Raw genomic sequence first — 16,162 nt, forward strand, 5'->3', positions numbered from 1 at the left:
TTGCTTATATTTTTGGCATCCAGCCTAGTAAATCTGTACTTTTTTGACCGTCGATTGACCGCCCGAAATGAGCCTGAGAAAATAAAACCCGCTCGGCAAATCCGTTAGGGTATACGTGCGGTCGATGGCCTGCGGATGGTCGATCGATCTGATCGTTTGTCCGCTCACGGCAATCAGTTCCACCTGATCCAAGGCGATACCACTTTCGATATGCAAGGTGCGGTCGTGTGTAGGGTTGGGATAAACCGTCGCCGAAGACAGGATTTCGAAAGCCTCGACTTGCAAAGGCGGCGAACCCCAAATGGCCGTTACCCAAGCGTTGTTGTCTATGTACGGGTTGCGGTTTTCCTGACGCGCAAAGATCGCGTTGTTTCGGGCGATTTCACGCGCGCTTACCGGATCCTGCGCGTTCCAGGTTAGTAAAATATTCTTGAACGGATTGGTAAAAACCTGCGTGCTCGTGCCGTTGAACATCACATAGCTGTAGCCCGATACCACGTTTTCATACCGCGTCGCGAAATAGAGCAGCATACGTGCGATGTCGCCTTTGAATTCGTCGATTGGTTCGAAAACGGTTCCCGTATAGCCCGCAGAATAACCCGAATTCAGATTCGAACCTCTTTTGGTGCCGTTACTTCCCGTAAAATTGGCCACATTGACCTTCCCGAACGGCAAATCGCCGCGCACGGCATTGACGTGTTTGTCCGAAGGCACGACAAAATGTGCATCTGAATACATGGGCGTCGCCGCATTGAACACCGACTGCGGAACCAAGTGCTCGCGGTTGTAACGCTGACATTCGATCGTACCGAGTGTACCGTCGTCCTGGTTTACCCCATAGGTGAATTCACACTCGGGACCGTTTGGGTTTTCGGTATACATGTCGAGCATTGTCCCGTTGTTTTCGTAATAGAAATCCTTGTCGGACGTCGTATAGGTCACATACAATCCCGCATAGCCGCGGTCGTCATGGCCTTTGATGATGTTGTACAACTGGGTCTTGAGCACGTAGCCGGTACCCGTTGCCGAGTTGTAGTAGCCCGCCGGTGGCTGCGCGAAAACGCCAAGGCTGAGCATGAGGATCACAATGGAGTATATTTTTTTCATCACGGTAGCGTTAAGATTTTCGTTCGAGCTGCGCCATGTAAAATCCGTCAAAGCCGGACTCCGAGGCAAGCAGCTTGGTTTCTTTGACAAAGGTAAAGTTTTTCCCCGCTTCGGTGGTTAAGAAACGTTGAATTTGTTCCTGATTTTCAGACGGCAACACCGAACAAGTGGCATACACGAGCTTGCCGCCGGGTTTGACGATCTTCGAGTAGCTTTCGAGCACTTCGGCCTGTACTTTTCTAATGTTGTCGATGAATTCGGGTTGGAGCTTCCATTTCGAATCGGGATTGCGTTTGAGCACGCCCAGCCCGCTACACGGCGCATCGATGAGCACGCGATCGGCTTTTTCGTGCAATTTCTTGATTACCTTGGTCGAATCGATGATGCGGTATTCGATGTTGAACGCGGCATTGCGTTTGGCGCGCAACTTCAATTGCTTGAGTTTGCTTTCGTACAAATCCATCGCAATGAGCTGGCCTTTGTTTTCCATCAGCGAGGCGATGTGCAAGGTCTTGCCGCCCGCACCCGCACACGTATCCACCACGCGCATGCCGGGCTTGACGTCGAGATAGGTCGCCACGAGTTGCGAGTTGGCATCCTGCACCTCAAAAAGTCCTTGTTTGAAAGCATCGGTCAGGAATACGTTGGCGCGTTCCTTGAGCACGAGCGCATCGGGTTGTTCCTTTAGAAATTCGGTTTCGATGTTCTGGTCCATCAAAATGGCGCGCAGTTTTTCCCTGGTCGTTTTGAGCGTATTGACGCGTAACACGACTTTGGCGGGCTGGTTTTGTGCGGCAATTTCGGTGGCCCATACTTTTTCGCCCAATTCCTTCACGCCCAGTTCGTCCATCCAATCGGGGATCGACTCCTTGACCGCACGGATCTTGCTCAGTTCGTCGAAACGTCCTTTGATCTTGCGCTCTGGCGTGCCTTCAAGCTGACGCCAATCGGGAATAGGGTAGCCGCGCAAAACGGCCCAAACGGCAAACATGCGCCACAAATCGTCGCGGTCGTACGGTTCCTTGACGCTGGCGATTTCGGCGTACAGCCTTTTCCAGCGCACGATTTCATAGATCGTTTCGGCTACGAATTTGCGATCGGCGCTGCCCCAACGCTTGTCTTTCTTGAGCGCGCGCGCCACGACTTTGTCGGCATATTCGCCTTCGTTAAAAATAGCATGCAGGGAATCTATGGTGGTGTAAACCAGGTTGCGGTGTAATCTCATTGTTGTCAATTATGCGGCAAAGGTATGATTTAATGCGCAAAGTTTTGCGTTTCGGTTTGTCATAAAAAAACACCGCCGCGGCAGTGTTTGTGATTTTTAGTCGATGCGTGTAAGCCCAATTTTTTCGGGTGGATGCAGTACCATCGGGAACTTTTCGATCTTGACCGACGACGAGTCGAGCCCGAATGCCTTTTCCTCGGACAAACTCAATTTTTTGATCATGAAGTAGGTGTTCATGATGATTTTCTCGTCCCATCGCATGTCGCTGTCGTTCGAGAGGAATTTTTCCGACAATACGAATTTGAAATCGCCTATGATGTTGTTTTTCGAAAGCGATTCGTAGCGGCTCGTCACGTCGACCTCGCCATTTTTTACCATGTCGCGCAACACTTCCTTGAACATCAAATTGATTTTGGTCGGTTCGCGGAACCCAAGGTTGAAATCGATACGGAACAGGTCGTCCTTGATGATTTCGGTTACGCGGTACTCCGTCTTATAAGGCTCGCTGAGGATGTTCACATGCACAAACCAGTAAATGTCGGCGCGTTTCGGACGTTTTTGCAGTATCGAAACCATGACTTTTTCTTCGATTTCGTCGGCGCGGTTCGCATTGGTCATGTATACTAGGTGTGTGGCGTATTTGGGGATCGACAAATCGACGCTGAGCTCGGCCAATACCTTTTTGTAATCGTCGATTTTGACCATCTTGGTGTAGCTCTTGCTGATTTTCTTGGCGCGGAACCAGGTTGCCATCAGAATGATCAATACCGATGTGATGGCAATCGTAAAGTTGCCGCCGTCGTGGAATTTCTTCATGTTGGCCACCAGGAAGCAAATTTCAATCACCGCATAAATCAAGATGATGGCGGTAATGAGCATCCAATTGACGCGCTTGATGATGAAGTAATAGTTGAGCAACGATGTGGTCATGATCATACACAAGATGATGGCCAACCCATAGGCGGCTTCCATACGCGCCGATACCTGGAAATACAAAACCACGAGCGTACAACCCAAAAACAACAGCCAGTTGATCGACGGGATGTACAGTTGTCCCTTGAGTTCGGTCGGGTACTTGATTTTGACCTTAGGCCAGAAGTTGAGTCGCATCGCCTCATTGATCATCGTAAACGAACCGCTGATGACGGCCTGCGACGCAATGACCGCCGCCGTGGTTGCAATCACGATACCGAACGGATAAAACCATTTGGCCATGATCAAATAGAACGGGTTTCCGAACTCGCCGCCCAGGCTCATCAAGGTTTCGCCTTCGTGCATGATCAAGTAGGCCGCTTGTCCAAAATAGTTCAGAATCAAAGTCGATTTGACAAAGATCCAACTGATACGGATGTTCTTGCGTCCGCAATGCCCCATGTCGGAGTACAACGCTTCGGCGCCCGTCGTACAAAGGAAAACTGCGCCGAGCACGAAAAATCCCTCGGGATGGATCGACAGCAAATGATAAGCATAGTAGGGGTTGATGGCCTTGAAAACCTCGGGATGGTCGACTATCTGCAGCACGCCCAAAATGCCGAGCATGCTGAACCATATGAGCATCATCGGAGCAAAAAACTTACCAACCAGTTTGGTCCCGAATTGTTGGATATAGAACAAAGCGAACAAAATTCCGATAACGATCGGCACGGTATTGAGTTCGGGATAAAACGATCGGAGCCCTTCTACGGCAGATGAAACCGAAATAGGAGGCGTGATGATGCCGTCGGCCAACAACGCACTGCCGCCAATGACGGCCGGAACAATCAGCCACCGCACTTTCGTTCGTTTGACCAACGCGTACAATGCAAAAATGCCCCCCTCGCCGTGGTTGTCTGCACTCAAGGTGACCAATACGTATTTGACGGTAGTTTGCAGTGTGAGCGTCCAAAGGATACAGGAAACGCCACCGAGTACGATGTCGGCGTCAATTGGGTGTGCACCCACAATCGCCTTCATTACATAGAGCGGAGAAGTACCGATGTCACCGTAAATAATCCCCAAGGTAATCAACAATCCCGCAAAGGTCAATTTACTGTGTAAACCGCGATGTGCACTCATAGTAATGTGTTAAAGAAAATACAAAGTTATGATTATTAATACGGAATCTCCCAAACATCGACGTGTTTTTTGTACCGTGAGGCATAAAAAAAGCACCATCGGTGTGGTGCTTTTTAACGCTTGGTGAACCGTTTATCGGCGTGAATCGCTGTTGCGCTCAGAACGTGCGGCGCCTTGGCTGGCCCTGTTTTCGCCACGACTTGCGCGTTGGCTTTCCATGCTGGGCGCTTGGCTACGCGTGGCCGATTCCATACGTTGCGGACGCGGTGCAGACTCGATGCGTTGGCTGCGCGTTGGTGCGCTCTCAGTTCTTGTGGGTCTTGGTGTCGACATGGCGCGTGTACTCGTGTTTTCCCTTGGCGTCGATGATTGGGACCTTACGGCTTGGTTGTCGCGTGTACGGGTAGACGAAGCCGCGTCGAATGTCCGGGTGTTTTCCCTTGGCGTCGATGTTGCACGGGTCGATTGGTTGTCACGGGTTCGCGTGGCTTGGTCGAACGTTCTTGTGTTGCTTTCGCGCGGCGTGTTGCGCACGCTGGTGCTTTGGTAGTCCCGTGTGCGGGTCGCGCCGTTCGCACGTGGCGTGGTTTCGGTTCGGGTATTCGAGCGTACCGCGCCATTGTTCCGAACGCCGGCTTCGGTGCGTACGCTATTCCGTACGGCTGAATTTCTGGTGTTACTGGCCATCAACCCGTTCTTGACACTCAAATCGCGGGTGTTTCGGCGTTGGTCGAGTTCGTAGCGGTTGGCCACGTTGTCATGGCGTTTCTGAAACGAACGGCTCGGGTACTGGCGCGCATAGCCGTCTGAACGTCGGGTGCTATACATGGCCACGGCACGGTCACTTCGGCGGACGTTCACATAGTTGTAATGGTGGTGTACGTTGATGTGTACGTGTACGTTGCGTCTGTATCGGAACACCGGATAAGGATGCCATGCATAAAAGTAGCGCGGATAGTATCCCCAATACCATGTTGAGCAATACGGACGGTAGTTGCCTACCCAAAACGTCGTGAAAATCACCGGACGGTGCACATAGACCGGCTCGTAAATGTAGTTCGGACCATACATGTACACGTCGCCAACTACTTGTACCTGTACATTGTTGTTGGCATCGCGCTCGACTTCGATGGTGGCCACGTCCTGATAAACGTCGCGTGCGAGTACCGATTGCACGATAATCAAGTGCGTACCGCGGTCCACCGATTCAATGACGCGCAGGTAATCCACTTGGTTGTCGTTGTTCAAATCAAGGTTTGAGATTTGCAGATCGGGGTCGTTGAGTTTGCGCTCGAAATCTTCGAGGTTGTCGGCATCGCCAAATATAGAGGCTACAGCACGCAAATCGAGGTTGTCGCTTATTTCGCTGCTTGTGGCATTGACGGTAGTGATGTCCTGCGCGACAGCGGCGGTTGCGAGCAGCGAAGCCATCAGGGTAGAGAAGATCGTTTTCATAACTTAAGATTTAAATTTGTAATTGGTTGGCGGTTGCCAGGCGTTTTCCAATTACTGTGCCAACGGAATATTATTTCAGCAAGGCCAAGCCGATGCAGACGGTTAATATTGTATCTTAGCCCTTGAAAAACAAGCATTTTATGAAAAAAAGTACTTTGTGGTTGTCGTGTTTTTTAACTTTTTTTTCAGTTTTTGCGCATGCACAAACGATACATATCGATACGTTGCTTGAAGATAAAATCAGCATCCGTGCCATTGCCATAGATGGCAAATCGGTATGGTATGGTGCCGATAAGGGCAGATTTGGAAAAATCGATTTTGAGAAACGCACGCGTGACAAAAGGCAGGTGTTCCTCGATACGATGAAAATCGAATTCCGCAACATCGCGCAAACAAGCAAAGCCGTATTCGTGTTGAAAATCGGCAACCCCGCCTTGCTTTACAAGATCGACAAAAGCACGATGGCCGAAACATTGGTCTACAGCGAACAACATCCCAATGTGTTCTACGACAGTATGCAATTCTGGGACGACCTCGAGGGTATGGCCATGGGCGATCCCATCGATGGTTGTTTCTCAATATTGACCACCCGGGACGGCGGCAACACCTGGCAAAAAAAATCGTGCAAGGATTTGCCCGTATTGGCCCAAGGCGAGGCGGCATTTGCGGCGAGCAACACCAATCTGGTTGTCAACGGAAATCAAGCCTGGATGGTATCGGGCGGCAAAAAGGCGCGCGTGTTCCATTCTCCCGACCGCGGAAAGACGTGGTCGACTGCCGAGACGCCCATCGAACAAGGTCAGGCCATGACGGGCATTTATACTGCCGATTTTTACGACGAAAAGCGCGGCGTAGTCGCGGGCGGCAACTACGACCAACAGCAACAAAACACGCAGAACAAAGCCATGACCCGTGACGGCGGCAAGACGTGGCAACTTGTGGCCAACGGCGCTGGGTTCGGTTATGCATCGTGTATCCAGTATGTGCCCGATTCAAAGGGCATGAAGTTGGTTTGCGTGGGCGGAACCGGCGTGTATTTTTCGGACGATGCAGGGCAAACCTGGAAACAGCTTTCGACCGATCGGGATTTTTATACGCTTCGTTTTATCGACGGCTGTACGGCCATCGCGGCAGGTAAGAACAAATTGGTTCGGCTTACCTTCAAATAAAAAAACCGCCCCTTGCGGTGACGGCTTCATTAACTAACTAAGTAAGCATTATTTTTTGAACTTTTCGCGGTATTGCCTGAGCAATTTGCGGTTAAAGTCTTCCTCTGCCTTTTTGAGTTTGAGGATTTTCACGGCGGGTAAGATGCCCTTGAGATTCGCCACAAACTTCTTTTGGTTTTGGTACATTTCGTCTTCGGTGCTTTCCATTTGACTCAGGAACGATGCGGCTTCTTTTTCGGACATCTTGTCGATCGTGGCTTCGTCCAACCGTTTGAGGAACGACCGCATTTTATCCTGACGCAGCTCGGTTTGTTTGGCTTCGAATGCATTGAACACCGGCCAGAATTTTTCGGCTTCGGTAGGCGTAAGCTTGAGTTCCTCGGTGATGAACGCTACCTTAAGCGCCTTGATTTGTTCGCGTTTTTCGCCAAAACGCCCGCCTTGGGCGATGGCCGAAAAGCCAAACAAAAGGATAGGGAGTAGATAAGTTAATCGCATGGTCAGTATATTAGGTTTTCGATGTTTGTATGGGATAGGGTTTCTTCGAGGACTTCCTGGTCGAACTGGTGTTCGGCTTGCAGTTGATCGAGGTCTTCGGTTTCGAGCAATTCGACGAGCAAATCTTGTGTCAGCGGTTGTGCAGCCAGATAATTCTCTATGGCGACCGATGTCGAGACCGTAGGCGTGGCAACCGCATTGAAATAGGTGATGCCTAAACCAACAACCACCGCGGCTGCGGTAGCATAGAACCACGGTTTTCTGTACAGCGGAATGACTTTTGGTTTGGCTATTTTGGTACTGACTTGTTGTTGAAACGCGTCAAAATACCCCTCGGGAATCCTGAATCCTGGATCGATTTGATGTTCGTCTAGCTTAAATGGTTTCATGGCCGTTGGACGTTTTGGTTTACAAAGGGTTTAATTTTTGTTCATGTAATCTTCGATTTTTTTTACCGCGTGGTGGTAGGATGCCTTGAGCGCACCCACCGATGTGCCCAGGATTTCAGACATGTCCTCGTATTTGATTTCCTCGAAATATTTCATGTTGAACACCAAGCGTTGCTTGTCTGGCAATGTAGCTATGGCATTTTGCAATTTGAGTTGGATTTCATTGCCGTCGAAATACTGATCGGCCTTGAGGTTGTCGACTTTTTTATTGTAGAGCTCTTCGCTGGTGATCCTGCCGCGTTTGGCGCGTTGGTTCAACAGCGTGATGGCCTCGTTGGTGGCTATACGGTACATCCAGGAAAACAACTTGCTTTCGCCTTTGAATCCCTTCAGGTGCTGAAACACCTTGACAAAGGTATTCTGCAGCACATCGTCGGCATCGTCATGGTCGATGACCATCGCGCGGATATGGCTGTACAGCGGCCTTTGGTATTGGGCCATCAGTTTTTGGAACGCCTGGTTTTGTGTGCGCGGGTCGAGCAGTTGTGCTATGAATTCCTTTTCTTCCAAAGAAAAAAATTTGGGCTTGGAATACCGATTATGTGAAAGGTTTAATCGGCTTCAGGCGATGGCACTTCGGCGGCAGGTTCAACCACAGCAGGCTCCACCGGTTTCCATACCCGTGGCTTGGGTACGGCGACGGTTTTGGGTTTTACCGGGATGTAAATTTGCGTGACCCATTTGGACGGATGCAATTCATGTTCGACATGGGTGGTGTACAATTCTACATAGGGCCCGGTCTCGCTTTGGGCGATGTGTTTTTCAGCCATGTACGCAAACCCCTTGTCCCAGGCCTGTTGCAGGTGAGAGTAGTCGCCCGTCAGCGTGGTTTTGACCGCTTCAAAGCCCGTCAGCTTGCCCGCAATCAGGTCGCTGTCTTGGCCCAGGAAAATTTGTTTGTCGACGGGAATACACACCGACATATCGGTGATGCCTTTGGCGCGGTCGTACGTATGGTAAATGACAAACGGTTTGCCGTAGATCGTCATCTTGTTTTTCTTGAAAAAATGGATGAGCTGCGGCAACAGGATGCGGATGTTCTTTGGTACGTTGACTATTTTGCTGGTGATGCGTTTCGACAAATAAAAAGCCGATGTCTTGTTCACCACGCCATCGACTTTGATGTCGAACGTATTGAGTTCATAATTGACCGACTTGTTCAAATTGGCCAAACTGCGCTCGTACATCGTCCCGATCACTTGGTCTACGCCGCCGTTGAACGCGCTGTACACTTTAAACCCAAATCCCATGTGGCCCTTGGATCGCCAAGTGACTTTGGTGCCGCCCGTGGTGTCCTTGAACGTCCAGTACACCTCCGAAACGGTGCCGCTATGCGTCATTTTTTGACGGATGCTCGTGTTGTCGGCCACCTCTGTCGTGACCACCTTGCCGCTGCCGTCCTTGCCCACCCAAGCATACGAGCCGCCTTTGCCCACGGTGTGTTGCGGGTAGGTGAACTGCATATCGGGATCGTCGACTTTCCAGGAACCGAAATTTTCCCAGTTGCGCAAGTCGTTTACGTAGTTGAAGACAGTGGTTCTTGGTGATTTGATGATCATGCTGCGTTCGACTTCAAAATCGCCTTTTTGCGTGGCTACAAATACCGATAACGCAAAAAAGCCGAGCAAAAGCAACAAGAAAATGTACTTAAGGATTCTCATGCCAATTCATTTGGTGCAGTAAAGTTACGCATTAAATCGGTAGGTTGCTTATACAATCTTTGTGGCAAATTCCAGAATTTTAGGGTCGAGATTGTTATATTTGTCATTCAACCAAATGCAGGAACAATGAATCTTAAAACTTTGACCGGAATTGCGCTTTCGGCGGCCGTGCTGGCCTCGTGCAGTAAAAAGGAAGCGACAACCGAAACCAAAACAGCCGAAAAATTTGAATACAAGGTAGAAGAGTTTGCCGACATCCAGGTGTTGCGCTACCAAATCGCGGGCTGGGAAAATCTCACGCTCAAGGAGCAGGAATTGGTGTACTACCTCACCCAGGCAGGAATGGCGGGCCGCGACATCCATTGGGATCAGAATTACAAACACAACCTCAAGATCCGCAGGGCGCTCGAGCAAATTTACACCACTTATGGCGGCGACAAATCATCCGAAAACTGGAAACAGTTCGAGATTTACGTCAAAAGGGTGTGGTTTTCGAACGGCATCCACCACCACTATTCTTCGGATAAAATTAAACCCGGATTCGACATCGCTTATTTCAAGCAGCTTTTGGCCGATACAAAGACAACACTTGCGCCAGAAATTGTCGAAGTCTTGTTCAACGATGTAGACGCCAAGAAAGTAAACCTCGACGAATCGAAAGGACTCATCGCGGGATCGGCCGTCAATTTTTACGACAAAGGCATCACCGACGCCGAAGCCGAAGCATTTTACAAAGCCAAACACAGTCCGAATCCCGAACAACCGGTTTCGTTTGGGTTGAACTCCAAACTTGTGCGCAACGCCTCGGGGCAGCTCGAGGAGAAAGTCTGGAAAAGCGGCGGCATGTATGGTGCGGCCATCGATAAAATCGTGTATTGGCTCGAAAAAGCCAAGGGCGTGGCCGAAAACAAAAAGCAAGCCGATGCGCTCGCGCTGTTGATCCAATATTATAAGACAGGCGACCTAAAGACCTGGGACGATTACAACATTGCGTGGTTGCAGGCCACCGAGGGCAACATCGACTACATCCAAGGATTTGTGGAAGTTTACAACGACCCGATTGGGTACCGTGGTTCGTATGAAAGTGTGGTACAGATCAAGGACTTCGACATGTCGGCCAAGATGGAAAAGATTTCACACGAAGCGCAATGGTTCGAAGACCATTCGCCTTTGCAACCCGAACACAAACGCAAGGACGTGGTGGGCGTATCGTATAAAACGGTCATCGTCGCGGGCGAGTCGGGCGATTCGTCGCCGAGCACGCCTATTGGGGTCAATTTGCCGAATGCCGACTGGATTCGATCGGATTACGGTTCCAAATCGGTTTCGCTGGGCAATATCGTCGATTCCTACAACAACGTGGGGGGCACGAGCAAGCTCAAGGAATTTGCGAACGATCAGGAAGAAATCGACCTCGATGTCAAGTATGGCGAACTCGCCGATAAATTGCATACGGCCTTGCATGAAGTGGTAGGGCATGCATCGGGCAAGATCAACAAAGGCGTTGGGACACCTAAGGAAACGCTCAAAGGTTATGCTTCGACGCTCGAGGAAGGTCGCGCCGATTTGGTAGGCTTGTATTATTTGTACGATCCGAAACTGCAAGAACTCGGGTTGGTAGAAGATTGGAAAAAGACCGGAATGGCCGCCTACAACGACTACATCCGCAACGGGCTCATGACCCAGCTCATCCGCATCGAACCGGGCGCTAACATAGAGGAAGCGCACATGCGCAACCGCCAATGGGTAAGTGCGTGGGTGTTCGAGAAAGGACAAAAGGAAAACGTGATCGAGAAACTCACGCGCGACGGCAAAACCTATTACAACATCACCAATTATGAAAAACTGCGCGCGTTGTTCGGCGATTTGCTCAAGGAAACCCAACGCATCAAATCGGAAGGCGATTTCAAGGCCGCCAAGGCGCTCGTTGAAAACTATGGTGTGAAGGTCGACCAGAAATTGCACGCCGAAGTGCTCAAGCGCAACGAACAATTCAAGTCGCCGCCTTACAGCGGTTTTGTCAACCCGGTGCTGGTGCCGAAAGTCGAGAACGGCAAAATCGTATCGATTGCCGTGACCCAGCCCAAGACCTTTGCCGAACAGATGTTGTACTATTCCAAAAATTACAACTTCCTGCCCGACGAAAACTAAAAGGAAAATACCAGAACCGCGACGAAAGTTGCGGTTTTTTTTATCGTTTCATCGTGAATTTGATCACGAACAACAGGGCGATGAAAATCAGGAACCCGATCAAAACCTGCCAACTTCCTTTGTAGAACCGTTGGTGCAAACCGGCATCCTTGCGGTAAACATAGATGCTGGCCCCGATGAAAACCAAGAGGAAAAGTCCGGCGAAAATCAATTGTCCCTGTGTAAACATTGTGTATAAAATTTGCACAAAGTTACACATTCGCGTAGGAAATTCGGCTACTTTGCGACGGATAAAACATCGACATTATGCAAAAACAAATCGGTTCGGTCAAGGAATTCCATACGGCATTCGGGCTGGGGGTGAGCGAGTCGCCAAAAGGCGATCTGGGCGAAAGCAAGAACATGCTGCGCTACAATTTGATGAAGGAGGAAAACGAGGAATACCTCGAAGCGGTGCAAAACAACGACCTTGTAGAGGTGGCCGATGCGTTGGGCGACATGATGTACATTTTGTGCGGGACCATTATCGAACACGGGCTGCAGCACATCATAGAAGACGTGTTCGACGAAATCCAACGTTCGAACATGAGCAAATTGGGCGAGGACGGCAAACCCATTTACCGCGAGGACGGCAAGGTGATGAAAGGGCCTAATTATTTCAAACCCGACTTTTCGAAGATAATTAGCAATGTATAATTAATAATGAAAAAGCCGAACGTTCATGTTCGGCTTTTCTGTTTTTATGTGGTACGTGACAATTATTAATTAAATCTTCACTGTCCAGCCAAACGTATCTTCGGCCAATTTGTATTGTATCTTGGTCAGTTTGTCTTTGAGTTGCAAAGCAAATGAATCGGCCATTTTTGGCAACTCATAATAGGTGTCCTGGTACGAAAACCCGACGATAGGATTTACCACCGCAGCAGTGCCCGCGCCAAAGATTTCCTTGAGACTGCCATCTTTCATACCTTCGATCAGTTCCGAAACCAAAACCGAACGTTCTTCGACCTTGATGCCTTCGCGCTTGGCCAACGCGATCAAACTCTTGCGCGTGACCCCGTCGAGGATGCGTTCGCTGGTAGGCGCAGTGAGCAACGTATCGTTGATGCGGAAAAAAACGTTCATCGTTCCGGCTTCCTCGAGCTTGGTGTGCGTGGCGTCGTCGGTCCAGATCACTTGCTGGAATCCTTTTTCGTTGGCGAGTTTGGTCGGGTAAAATTGCGCAGAATAGTTGCCCGCCGCCTTGGCCGCACCGATACCGCCGTTGGCCGCACGGCTGTAATGTTCGGCAATCAGCACTTTTACTTCGCCCGAATAATAAGCCTTGGCAGGCGATAGGATGATCATGAACCTGAATTGGGTCGACGGCGCCGCCACGACACCGCTCCCTATCGCAATCATGAACGGACGAATATACAAGGTATTGCCCAAACCGAACTTGACCCATTCGCGTTCGAGGTCGATGAGTTGGTGTAAGCCGCTCATGAAAATATCCTCAGGGATTTCGGGCATCGCCATCCTGACGGCCGATTTGTTCAAACGGTCGAGGTTTTGGTCGGGACGAAACAGCCACACGTCGCCGGCTTCGTCCTTGTAGGCCTTCATGCCTTCGAAAATGGCCTGCCCGTAGTGGAACACCTTGGCCGACGGATCGAGCAGGAAAGGCTCGTAAGGCTTGATTTGCGGCTTATGCCATTTGCCTTCGCGAAAGTCACATACGAACATATGGTCGGTAAAAGTCGCGCCGAACGCGAGGTTGTCAAAATCGACCGAGGCGATCTTGGATTGGGCAACTTTTACGATATCGATTTCGTTGGTGGTCTTTACACTCATAAATTGGACAAATTACTGGTTTTTAAATTACTGACAATCAATTGGTTAAAATAAAAATAATCACAGCTTGATCTTCGGGCTAAAATAATAAAAAAATCGGCGAATTTTTGGCCGTTGCGCCGCATTTATTTTTTGTTTTGGGTTATTCTTTTCGGGCGCCGCCAAATCTTACCGAAATCGCAATAATTTGTAAGAAAGTGTATAGTAGTTTGAAAAAACGCGCTATTTTTGCGACTGTTCTAAACCGTAAAAATCAAACCGATGAAAAAAATAATGGTATTGGGTTGCAGCCTGTTGGTGCTGGCCGCGTGCAAGAAAGAATCAGAGGAAGTGAAGGTCGACGAAACCAAGGTCGAAACACCCGTCGATTCGATCGCCATTAAAGATACCGTAGCGGCCCATCAGATCGAGGCGGTGCCCGTAGCAACAGAAGCGACCGTTGTCGCCGAAACCAAAACCGAACCTGCCGCGAAAACCGAAGCCGCCAAACCCGCGCTCAAGTATGCCGCGTTCGGAAGCAAAATAACGGCCGACAAGGCGCTCAGCAAGGAGCAAATGACGCAAAAATATGCATCGCTCAAAAAAGGCGATACGATAGACGTGAAGTTCAAATCGAAGATCATGTCGGTATGCAAAAAGAAAGGATGCTGGATGAAAATGGATTTGGCCGACAACAAAGAGTCGTTCATCCGCTTTAAGGACTATGGCTTTTTTGTTCCGCTCAATGCCGACAATTCCGATGCCGTGGTAAGCGGCAAGGCGTTTCTCGACGTGATTTCGGTAGATGAGCTCAAGCATTACGCCAAGGACGGCGGCAAATCGCAGGAGGAGATCGACAAAATCACCCAGCCCAAAATCACCTATGCCTTCCAGGCCGACGGGGTGTTGATCCAGGAATAATGCGGAGCCTACTGTGCGTTGCGATCGCGGTTCTGGCCGTGGCATGCCAATCCAAGAAAGCCGAGAAGACCGAGGCGGCCGAGGCTTGCGTCAAGGACACGGCTTCGACAGGCAAGAAATTCGAGATGTATGAAATGTCGGAGATGTCGCTTTTGATGGAACAAATGTACGTCGACAACCAACGGCTCAAGGCGCGCATCGAACAGGGCGATACGATCGGGTCGTTCCCGAATCATTTTTTAAAGATCCACCAGGCGGTCATGACCGACCAGGCCGAAAACGATGCCTTTTTCAAGGAACAGGCGGCCAATTTCATCGGCGCGCAGGAACTGATTTACAAAGATCCGGCAAACGCCAAGACGCATTTCAACAAAGGCGTGGATGCCTGTTTGTCGTGCCATCAGGTGAAATGCGCGGGACCGATCCCAAGGATCAAGAAGCTGTACATCAATTAAACTTTTATATTGAGGAGGGAAATCCTGAAGACTTCGGACGGATCCACGACGATCCATTTGCCCGACTGGGACGAATCGTACCATTCCAAACACGGCGCGATCCAGGAGGCGCAGCATGTGTTTATCCGGAACGGGCTGTCGTTATTTGAAGCAAAGCCTGTCGCTATTTTGGAGATCGGCTTTGGAACGGGACTCAATGCGTTCATCACGTTTCTCGAGAGTCGGCAAAAGAAACAACCGATCGAGTATGTAGGGGTAGAGGCCTATCCCGTAGCGGCCGATGAGGTGTTGCTGATGAATTATCCCGAACAGCTGAAGGCCGACGATCAAATGCAGGTTTTTGCGCAGATGCACCAGCATCCTTGGGAAGTACCGGTTGTATTCGAAACTTCGGACGGTACAAATTTTACACTCACCAAACGAAAACAGTTTTTTCACGAAATAAACGACAACCAGCGTTTCGATTTGGTCTATTTCGATGCGTTCGGGTACCGTGTGCAACCCGAGCTGTGGTCGCAGGAGATTTTCGAAAAGATGTTTGCGGCGCTCAAGCCAGGCGGTATTTTGGTTACTTATGCGGCACGCGGCGTCATCAAAAGGAACATGATGGCCGCAGGCTTTACGGTCGAGAAGCTGGCCGGGCCGCCGGGCAAACGCGAAATGTTCCGGGCGACAAAAGGGCGCTAGCACCATGGTTCCGAAACCGACGGGCGTTTCGTGAAAATTAACATCTGTTGCGTTGTGGCATCCGCGTTTGCCAATTAACGTTTCTTTTGTAATTCCGATTTTATTTTTGGCTACATTTGAAAGAACCAATTTTACGAAAACTATTATCCATGAAAAGAACCATGTTTGCGTACACCAAAACGATCCTTGAAAGGGTGAGTTTCGATCCGAACCTGTTCTGCAAGGAATTGGAAAAAGCGCTGAAGATTTTATTGCCTTATGAAGTCGAACAACTTACCGAATGGCTGCTCAATTTCACGGTCGAGAAACCCGAACTAAGGCAATGCTTGATTTACATTAACAAATAAAACTAAAGGGACTTAAACGGTCCCTTTTTTATTGTCTATCGAAATGATCCCGTGCTTTGTCATGGGATTTTGTCATTTTGATTGTTTCGCAATCGTTATAACTTGTAAGTTTATACTTTAAAATATTAATAAAAAGTGTATTTCAACGATTTTTTTTGCTTTTTATCGTC

The 16,162-nt window shown here is 49.6% G+C and carries 17 protein-coding genes; 7 read left to right on the forward strand and 10 right to left on the reverse strand.

Features of this window, described 5'->3' with window-relative positions:
* Positions 1 to 24: 24 nt before the first annotated feature.
* From BLP55_RS02425 to BLP55_RS02440, 4 genes are all read right to left on the reverse strand, one after another.
* Entirely contained in the window at positions 25 to 1,107 is a 1,083-nt protein-coding gene (locus BLP55_RS02425) for an endonuclease (RefSeq protein WP_091141039.1), read from the reverse strand.
* 10 nt (positions 1,108 to 1,117) lie between these two features.
* A complete protein-coding gene (locus BLP55_RS02430; protein ID WP_091140746.1) occupies positions 1,118 to 2,332 on the reverse strand; it encodes an RsmB/NOP family class I SAM-dependent RNA methyltransferase in 1,215 nt (404 codons plus the stop codon).
* A 96-nt stretch (positions 2,333 to 2,428) separates the two neighbouring features.
* The gene (locus BLP55_RS02435; RefSeq protein ID WP_170826773.1) at positions 2,429 to 4,387 is read right to left on the reverse strand and encodes a KUP/HAK/KT family potassium transporter; all 1,959 of its coding nucleotides are present in this window, start codon (positions 4,385 to 4,387) and stop codon (positions 2,429 to 2,431) included.
* A gap of 132 nt (positions 4,388 to 4,519) precedes the next feature.
* Positions 4,520 to 5,842, reverse strand: a complete 1,323-nt coding sequence (locus BLP55_RS02440) for a hypothetical protein (RefSeq protein WP_091140748.1) — start codon at positions 5,840 to 5,842, stop codon at positions 4,520 to 4,522.
* A gap of 140 nt (positions 5,843 to 5,982) precedes the next feature.
* Here BLP55_RS02440 and BLP55_RS02445 point away from each other — a divergent pair, with 140 nt between their 5' ends.
* Positions 5,983 to 7,011, forward strand: coding sequence for a sialidase family protein (locus BLP55_RS02445; RefSeq protein WP_139149569.1), 1,029 nt, complete (start codon positions 5,983 to 5,985; stop codon positions 7,009 to 7,011).
* A gap of 48 nt (positions 7,012 to 7,059) precedes the next feature.
* Here BLP55_RS02445 and BLP55_RS02450 read toward each other — a convergent pair whose 3' ends face one another.
* The 4 genes from BLP55_RS02450 to BLP55_RS02465 are packed head-to-tail and all read right to left on the reverse strand — an operon-like array spanning position 7,060 to position 9,619.
* Positions 7,060 to 7,509 (reverse strand): sensor of ECF-type sigma factor, encoded by a 450-nt coding sequence (locus BLP55_RS02450; protein ID WP_091140749.1) that lies wholly within the window; start codon positions 7,507 to 7,509, stop codon positions 7,060 to 7,062.
* Between the two features lie 2 nt (positions 7,510 to 7,511).
* Positions 7,512 to 7,898 (reverse strand): hypothetical protein, encoded by a 387-nt coding sequence (locus BLP55_RS02455; protein ID WP_091140750.1) that lies wholly within the window; start codon positions 7,896 to 7,898, stop codon positions 7,512 to 7,514.
* 30 nt (positions 7,899 to 7,928) lie between these two features.
* Positions 7,929 to 8,468: an RNA polymerase sigma factor gene (locus BLP55_RS02460; RefSeq protein ID WP_244503402.1), complete on the reverse strand. Its 540-nt coding sequence runs from the start codon at positions 8,466 to 8,468 to the stop codon at positions 7,929 to 7,931.
* 41 nt (positions 8,469 to 8,509) lie between these two features.
* Positions 8,510 to 9,619 (reverse strand): SRPBCC family protein, encoded by a 1,110-nt coding sequence (locus BLP55_RS02465; RefSeq protein WP_091140751.1) that lies wholly within the window; start codon positions 9,617 to 9,619, stop codon positions 8,510 to 8,512.
* Between the two features lie 126 nt (positions 9,620 to 9,745).
* On the opposite strand from BLP55_RS02465, the gene BLP55_RS02470 reads away from it, so the two are divergent.
* Positions 9,746 to 11,770 carry a dipeptidyl-peptidase 3 family protein gene (locus BLP55_RS02470; RefSeq protein WP_091140752.1) on the forward strand — a complete coding sequence of 675 codons (2,025 nt, stop codon included), beginning with the start codon at positions 9,746 to 9,748 and terminating at the stop codon, positions 11,768 to 11,770.
* A gap of 40 nt (positions 11,771 to 11,810) precedes the next feature.
* Here BLP55_RS02470 and BLP55_RS02475 read toward each other — a convergent pair whose 3' ends face one another.
* Entirely contained in the window at positions 11,811 to 11,999 is a 189-nt protein-coding gene (locus tag BLP55_RS02475; protein WP_091140753.1) for a hypothetical protein, read from the reverse strand.
* Between the two features lie 77 nt (positions 12,000 to 12,076).
* Here BLP55_RS02475 and BLP55_RS02480 point away from each other — a divergent pair, with 77 nt between their 5' ends.
* Positions 12,077 to 12,466, forward strand: coding sequence for a pyrophosphohydrolase domain-containing protein (locus BLP55_RS02480; protein WP_091140754.1), 390 nt, complete (start codon positions 12,077 to 12,079; stop codon positions 12,464 to 12,466).
* Positions 12,467 to 12,535: 69 nt separating this feature from the next.
* Here BLP55_RS02480 and BLP55_RS02485 read toward each other — a convergent pair whose 3' ends face one another.
* On the reverse strand, positions 12,536 to 13,603 hold the full coding sequence (locus tag BLP55_RS02485) for a branched-chain amino acid aminotransferase (RefSeq protein WP_091140755.1): 1,068 nt from the start codon (positions 13,601 to 13,603) through the stop codon (positions 12,536 to 12,538).
* Positions 13,604 to 13,864: 261 nt separating this feature from the next.
* Between BLP55_RS02485 and BLP55_RS17250 the strand changes: the two genes are divergently transcribed.
* The 4 genes from BLP55_RS17250 (at position 13,865) to BLP55_RS02505 (ending at position 15,992) form a co-directional block, all read left to right on the forward strand.
* The gene (locus BLP55_RS17250; protein ID WP_244503403.1) at positions 13,865 to 14,503 is read left to right on the forward strand and encodes a DUF4920 domain-containing protein; all 639 of its coding nucleotides are present in this window, start codon (positions 13,865 to 13,867) and stop codon (positions 14,501 to 14,503) included.
* Positions 14,503 to 14,958: a hypothetical protein gene (locus tag BLP55_RS02495; RefSeq protein WP_091140756.1), complete on the forward strand. Its 456-nt coding sequence runs from the start codon at positions 14,503 to 14,505 to the stop codon at positions 14,956 to 14,958. Before BLP55_RS17250 ends, BLP55_RS02495 begins: the two co-directional genes overlap by 1 nt.
* 9 nt (positions 14,959 to 14,967) lie before the next feature.
* Entirely contained in the window at positions 14,968 to 15,645 is a 678-nt protein-coding gene (gene mnmD / locus BLP55_RS02500) for a tRNA (5-methylaminomethyl-2-thiouridine)(34)-methyltransferase MnmC2 (protein WP_091140757.1), read from the forward strand.
* 149 nt (positions 15,646 to 15,794) lie between these two features.
* Positions 15,795 to 15,992, forward strand: coding sequence for a hypothetical protein (locus tag BLP55_RS02505; RefSeq protein WP_091140758.1), 198 nt, complete (start codon positions 15,795 to 15,797; stop codon positions 15,990 to 15,992).
* The last annotated feature ends 170 nt before the right edge of the window (positions 15,993 to 16,162 follow it).

The organism is Flavobacterium caeni (genome assembly GCF_900101895.1).
GTDB classification, from domain to species: domain Bacteria; phylum Bacteroidota; class Bacteroidia; order Flavobacteriales; family Flavobacteriaceae; genus Flavobacterium; species Flavobacterium caeni.

Bases quoted from the DNA above. Each gene is read 5' to 3' on its own strand.
- BLP55_RS02435 (WP_170826773.1), bottom strand. From the start codon at position 4,387: ATGAGTGCACATCGCGGTTTACACAGTAAATTGACCTTTGCGGGATTG.
- BLP55_RS02465 (WP_091140751.1), bottom strand. From the start codon at position 9,619: ATGAGAATCCTTAAGTACATTTTCTTGTTGCTTTTGCTCGGCTTTTTT.
- BLP55_RS02445 (WP_139149569.1), top strand. From the start codon at position 5,983: ATGAAAAAAAGTACTTTGTGGTTGTCGTGTTTTTTAACTTTTTTTTCA.
- BLP55_RS02495 (WP_091140756.1), top strand. From the start codon at position 14,503: ATGCGGAGCCTACTGTGCGTTGCGATCGCGGTTCTGGCCGTGGCATGC.
- BLP55_RS02470 (WP_091140752.1), top strand. From the start codon at position 9,746: ATGAATCTTAAAACTTTGACCGGAATTGCGCTTTCGGCGGCCGTGCTG.
- BLP55_RS17250 (WP_244503403.1), top strand. From the start codon at position 13,865: ATGAAAAAAATAATGGTATTGGGTTGCAGCCTGTTGGTGCTGGCCGCG.
- BLP55_RS02480 (WP_091140754.1), top strand. From the start codon at position 12,077: ATGCAAAAACAAATCGGTTCGGTCAAGGAATTCCATACGGCATTCGGG.
- BLP55_RS02485 (WP_091140755.1), bottom strand. From the start codon at position 13,603: ATGAGTGTAAAGACCACCAACGAAATCGATATCGTAAAAGTTGCCCAA.
- BLP55_RS02505 (WP_091140758.1), top strand. From the start codon at position 15,795: ATGAAAAGAACCATGTTTGCGTACACCAAAACGATCCTTGAAAGGGTG.
- BLP55_RS02440 (WP_091140748.1), bottom strand. From the start codon at position 5,842: ATGAAAACGATCTTCTCTACCCTGATGGCTTCGCTGCTCGCAACCGCC.
- BLP55_RS02430 (WP_091140746.1), bottom strand. From the start codon at position 2,332: ATGAGATTACACCGCAACCTGGTTTACACCACCATAGATTCCCTGCAT.
- BLP55_RS02425 (WP_091141039.1), bottom strand. From the start codon at position 1,107: ATGAAAAAAATATACTCCATTGTGATCCTCATGCTCAGCCTTGGCGTT.
- BLP55_RS02455 (WP_091140750.1), bottom strand. From the start codon at position 7,898: ATGAAACCATTTAAGCTAGACGAACATCAAATCGATCCAGGATTCAGG.
- BLP55_RS02475 (WP_091140753.1), bottom strand. From the start codon at position 11,999: ATGTTTACACAGGGACAATTGATTTTCGCCGGACTTTTCCTCTTGGTT.
- BLP55_RS02450 (WP_091140749.1), bottom strand. From the start codon at position 7,509: ATGCGATTAACTTATCTACTCCCTATCCTTTTGTTTGGCTTTTCGGCC.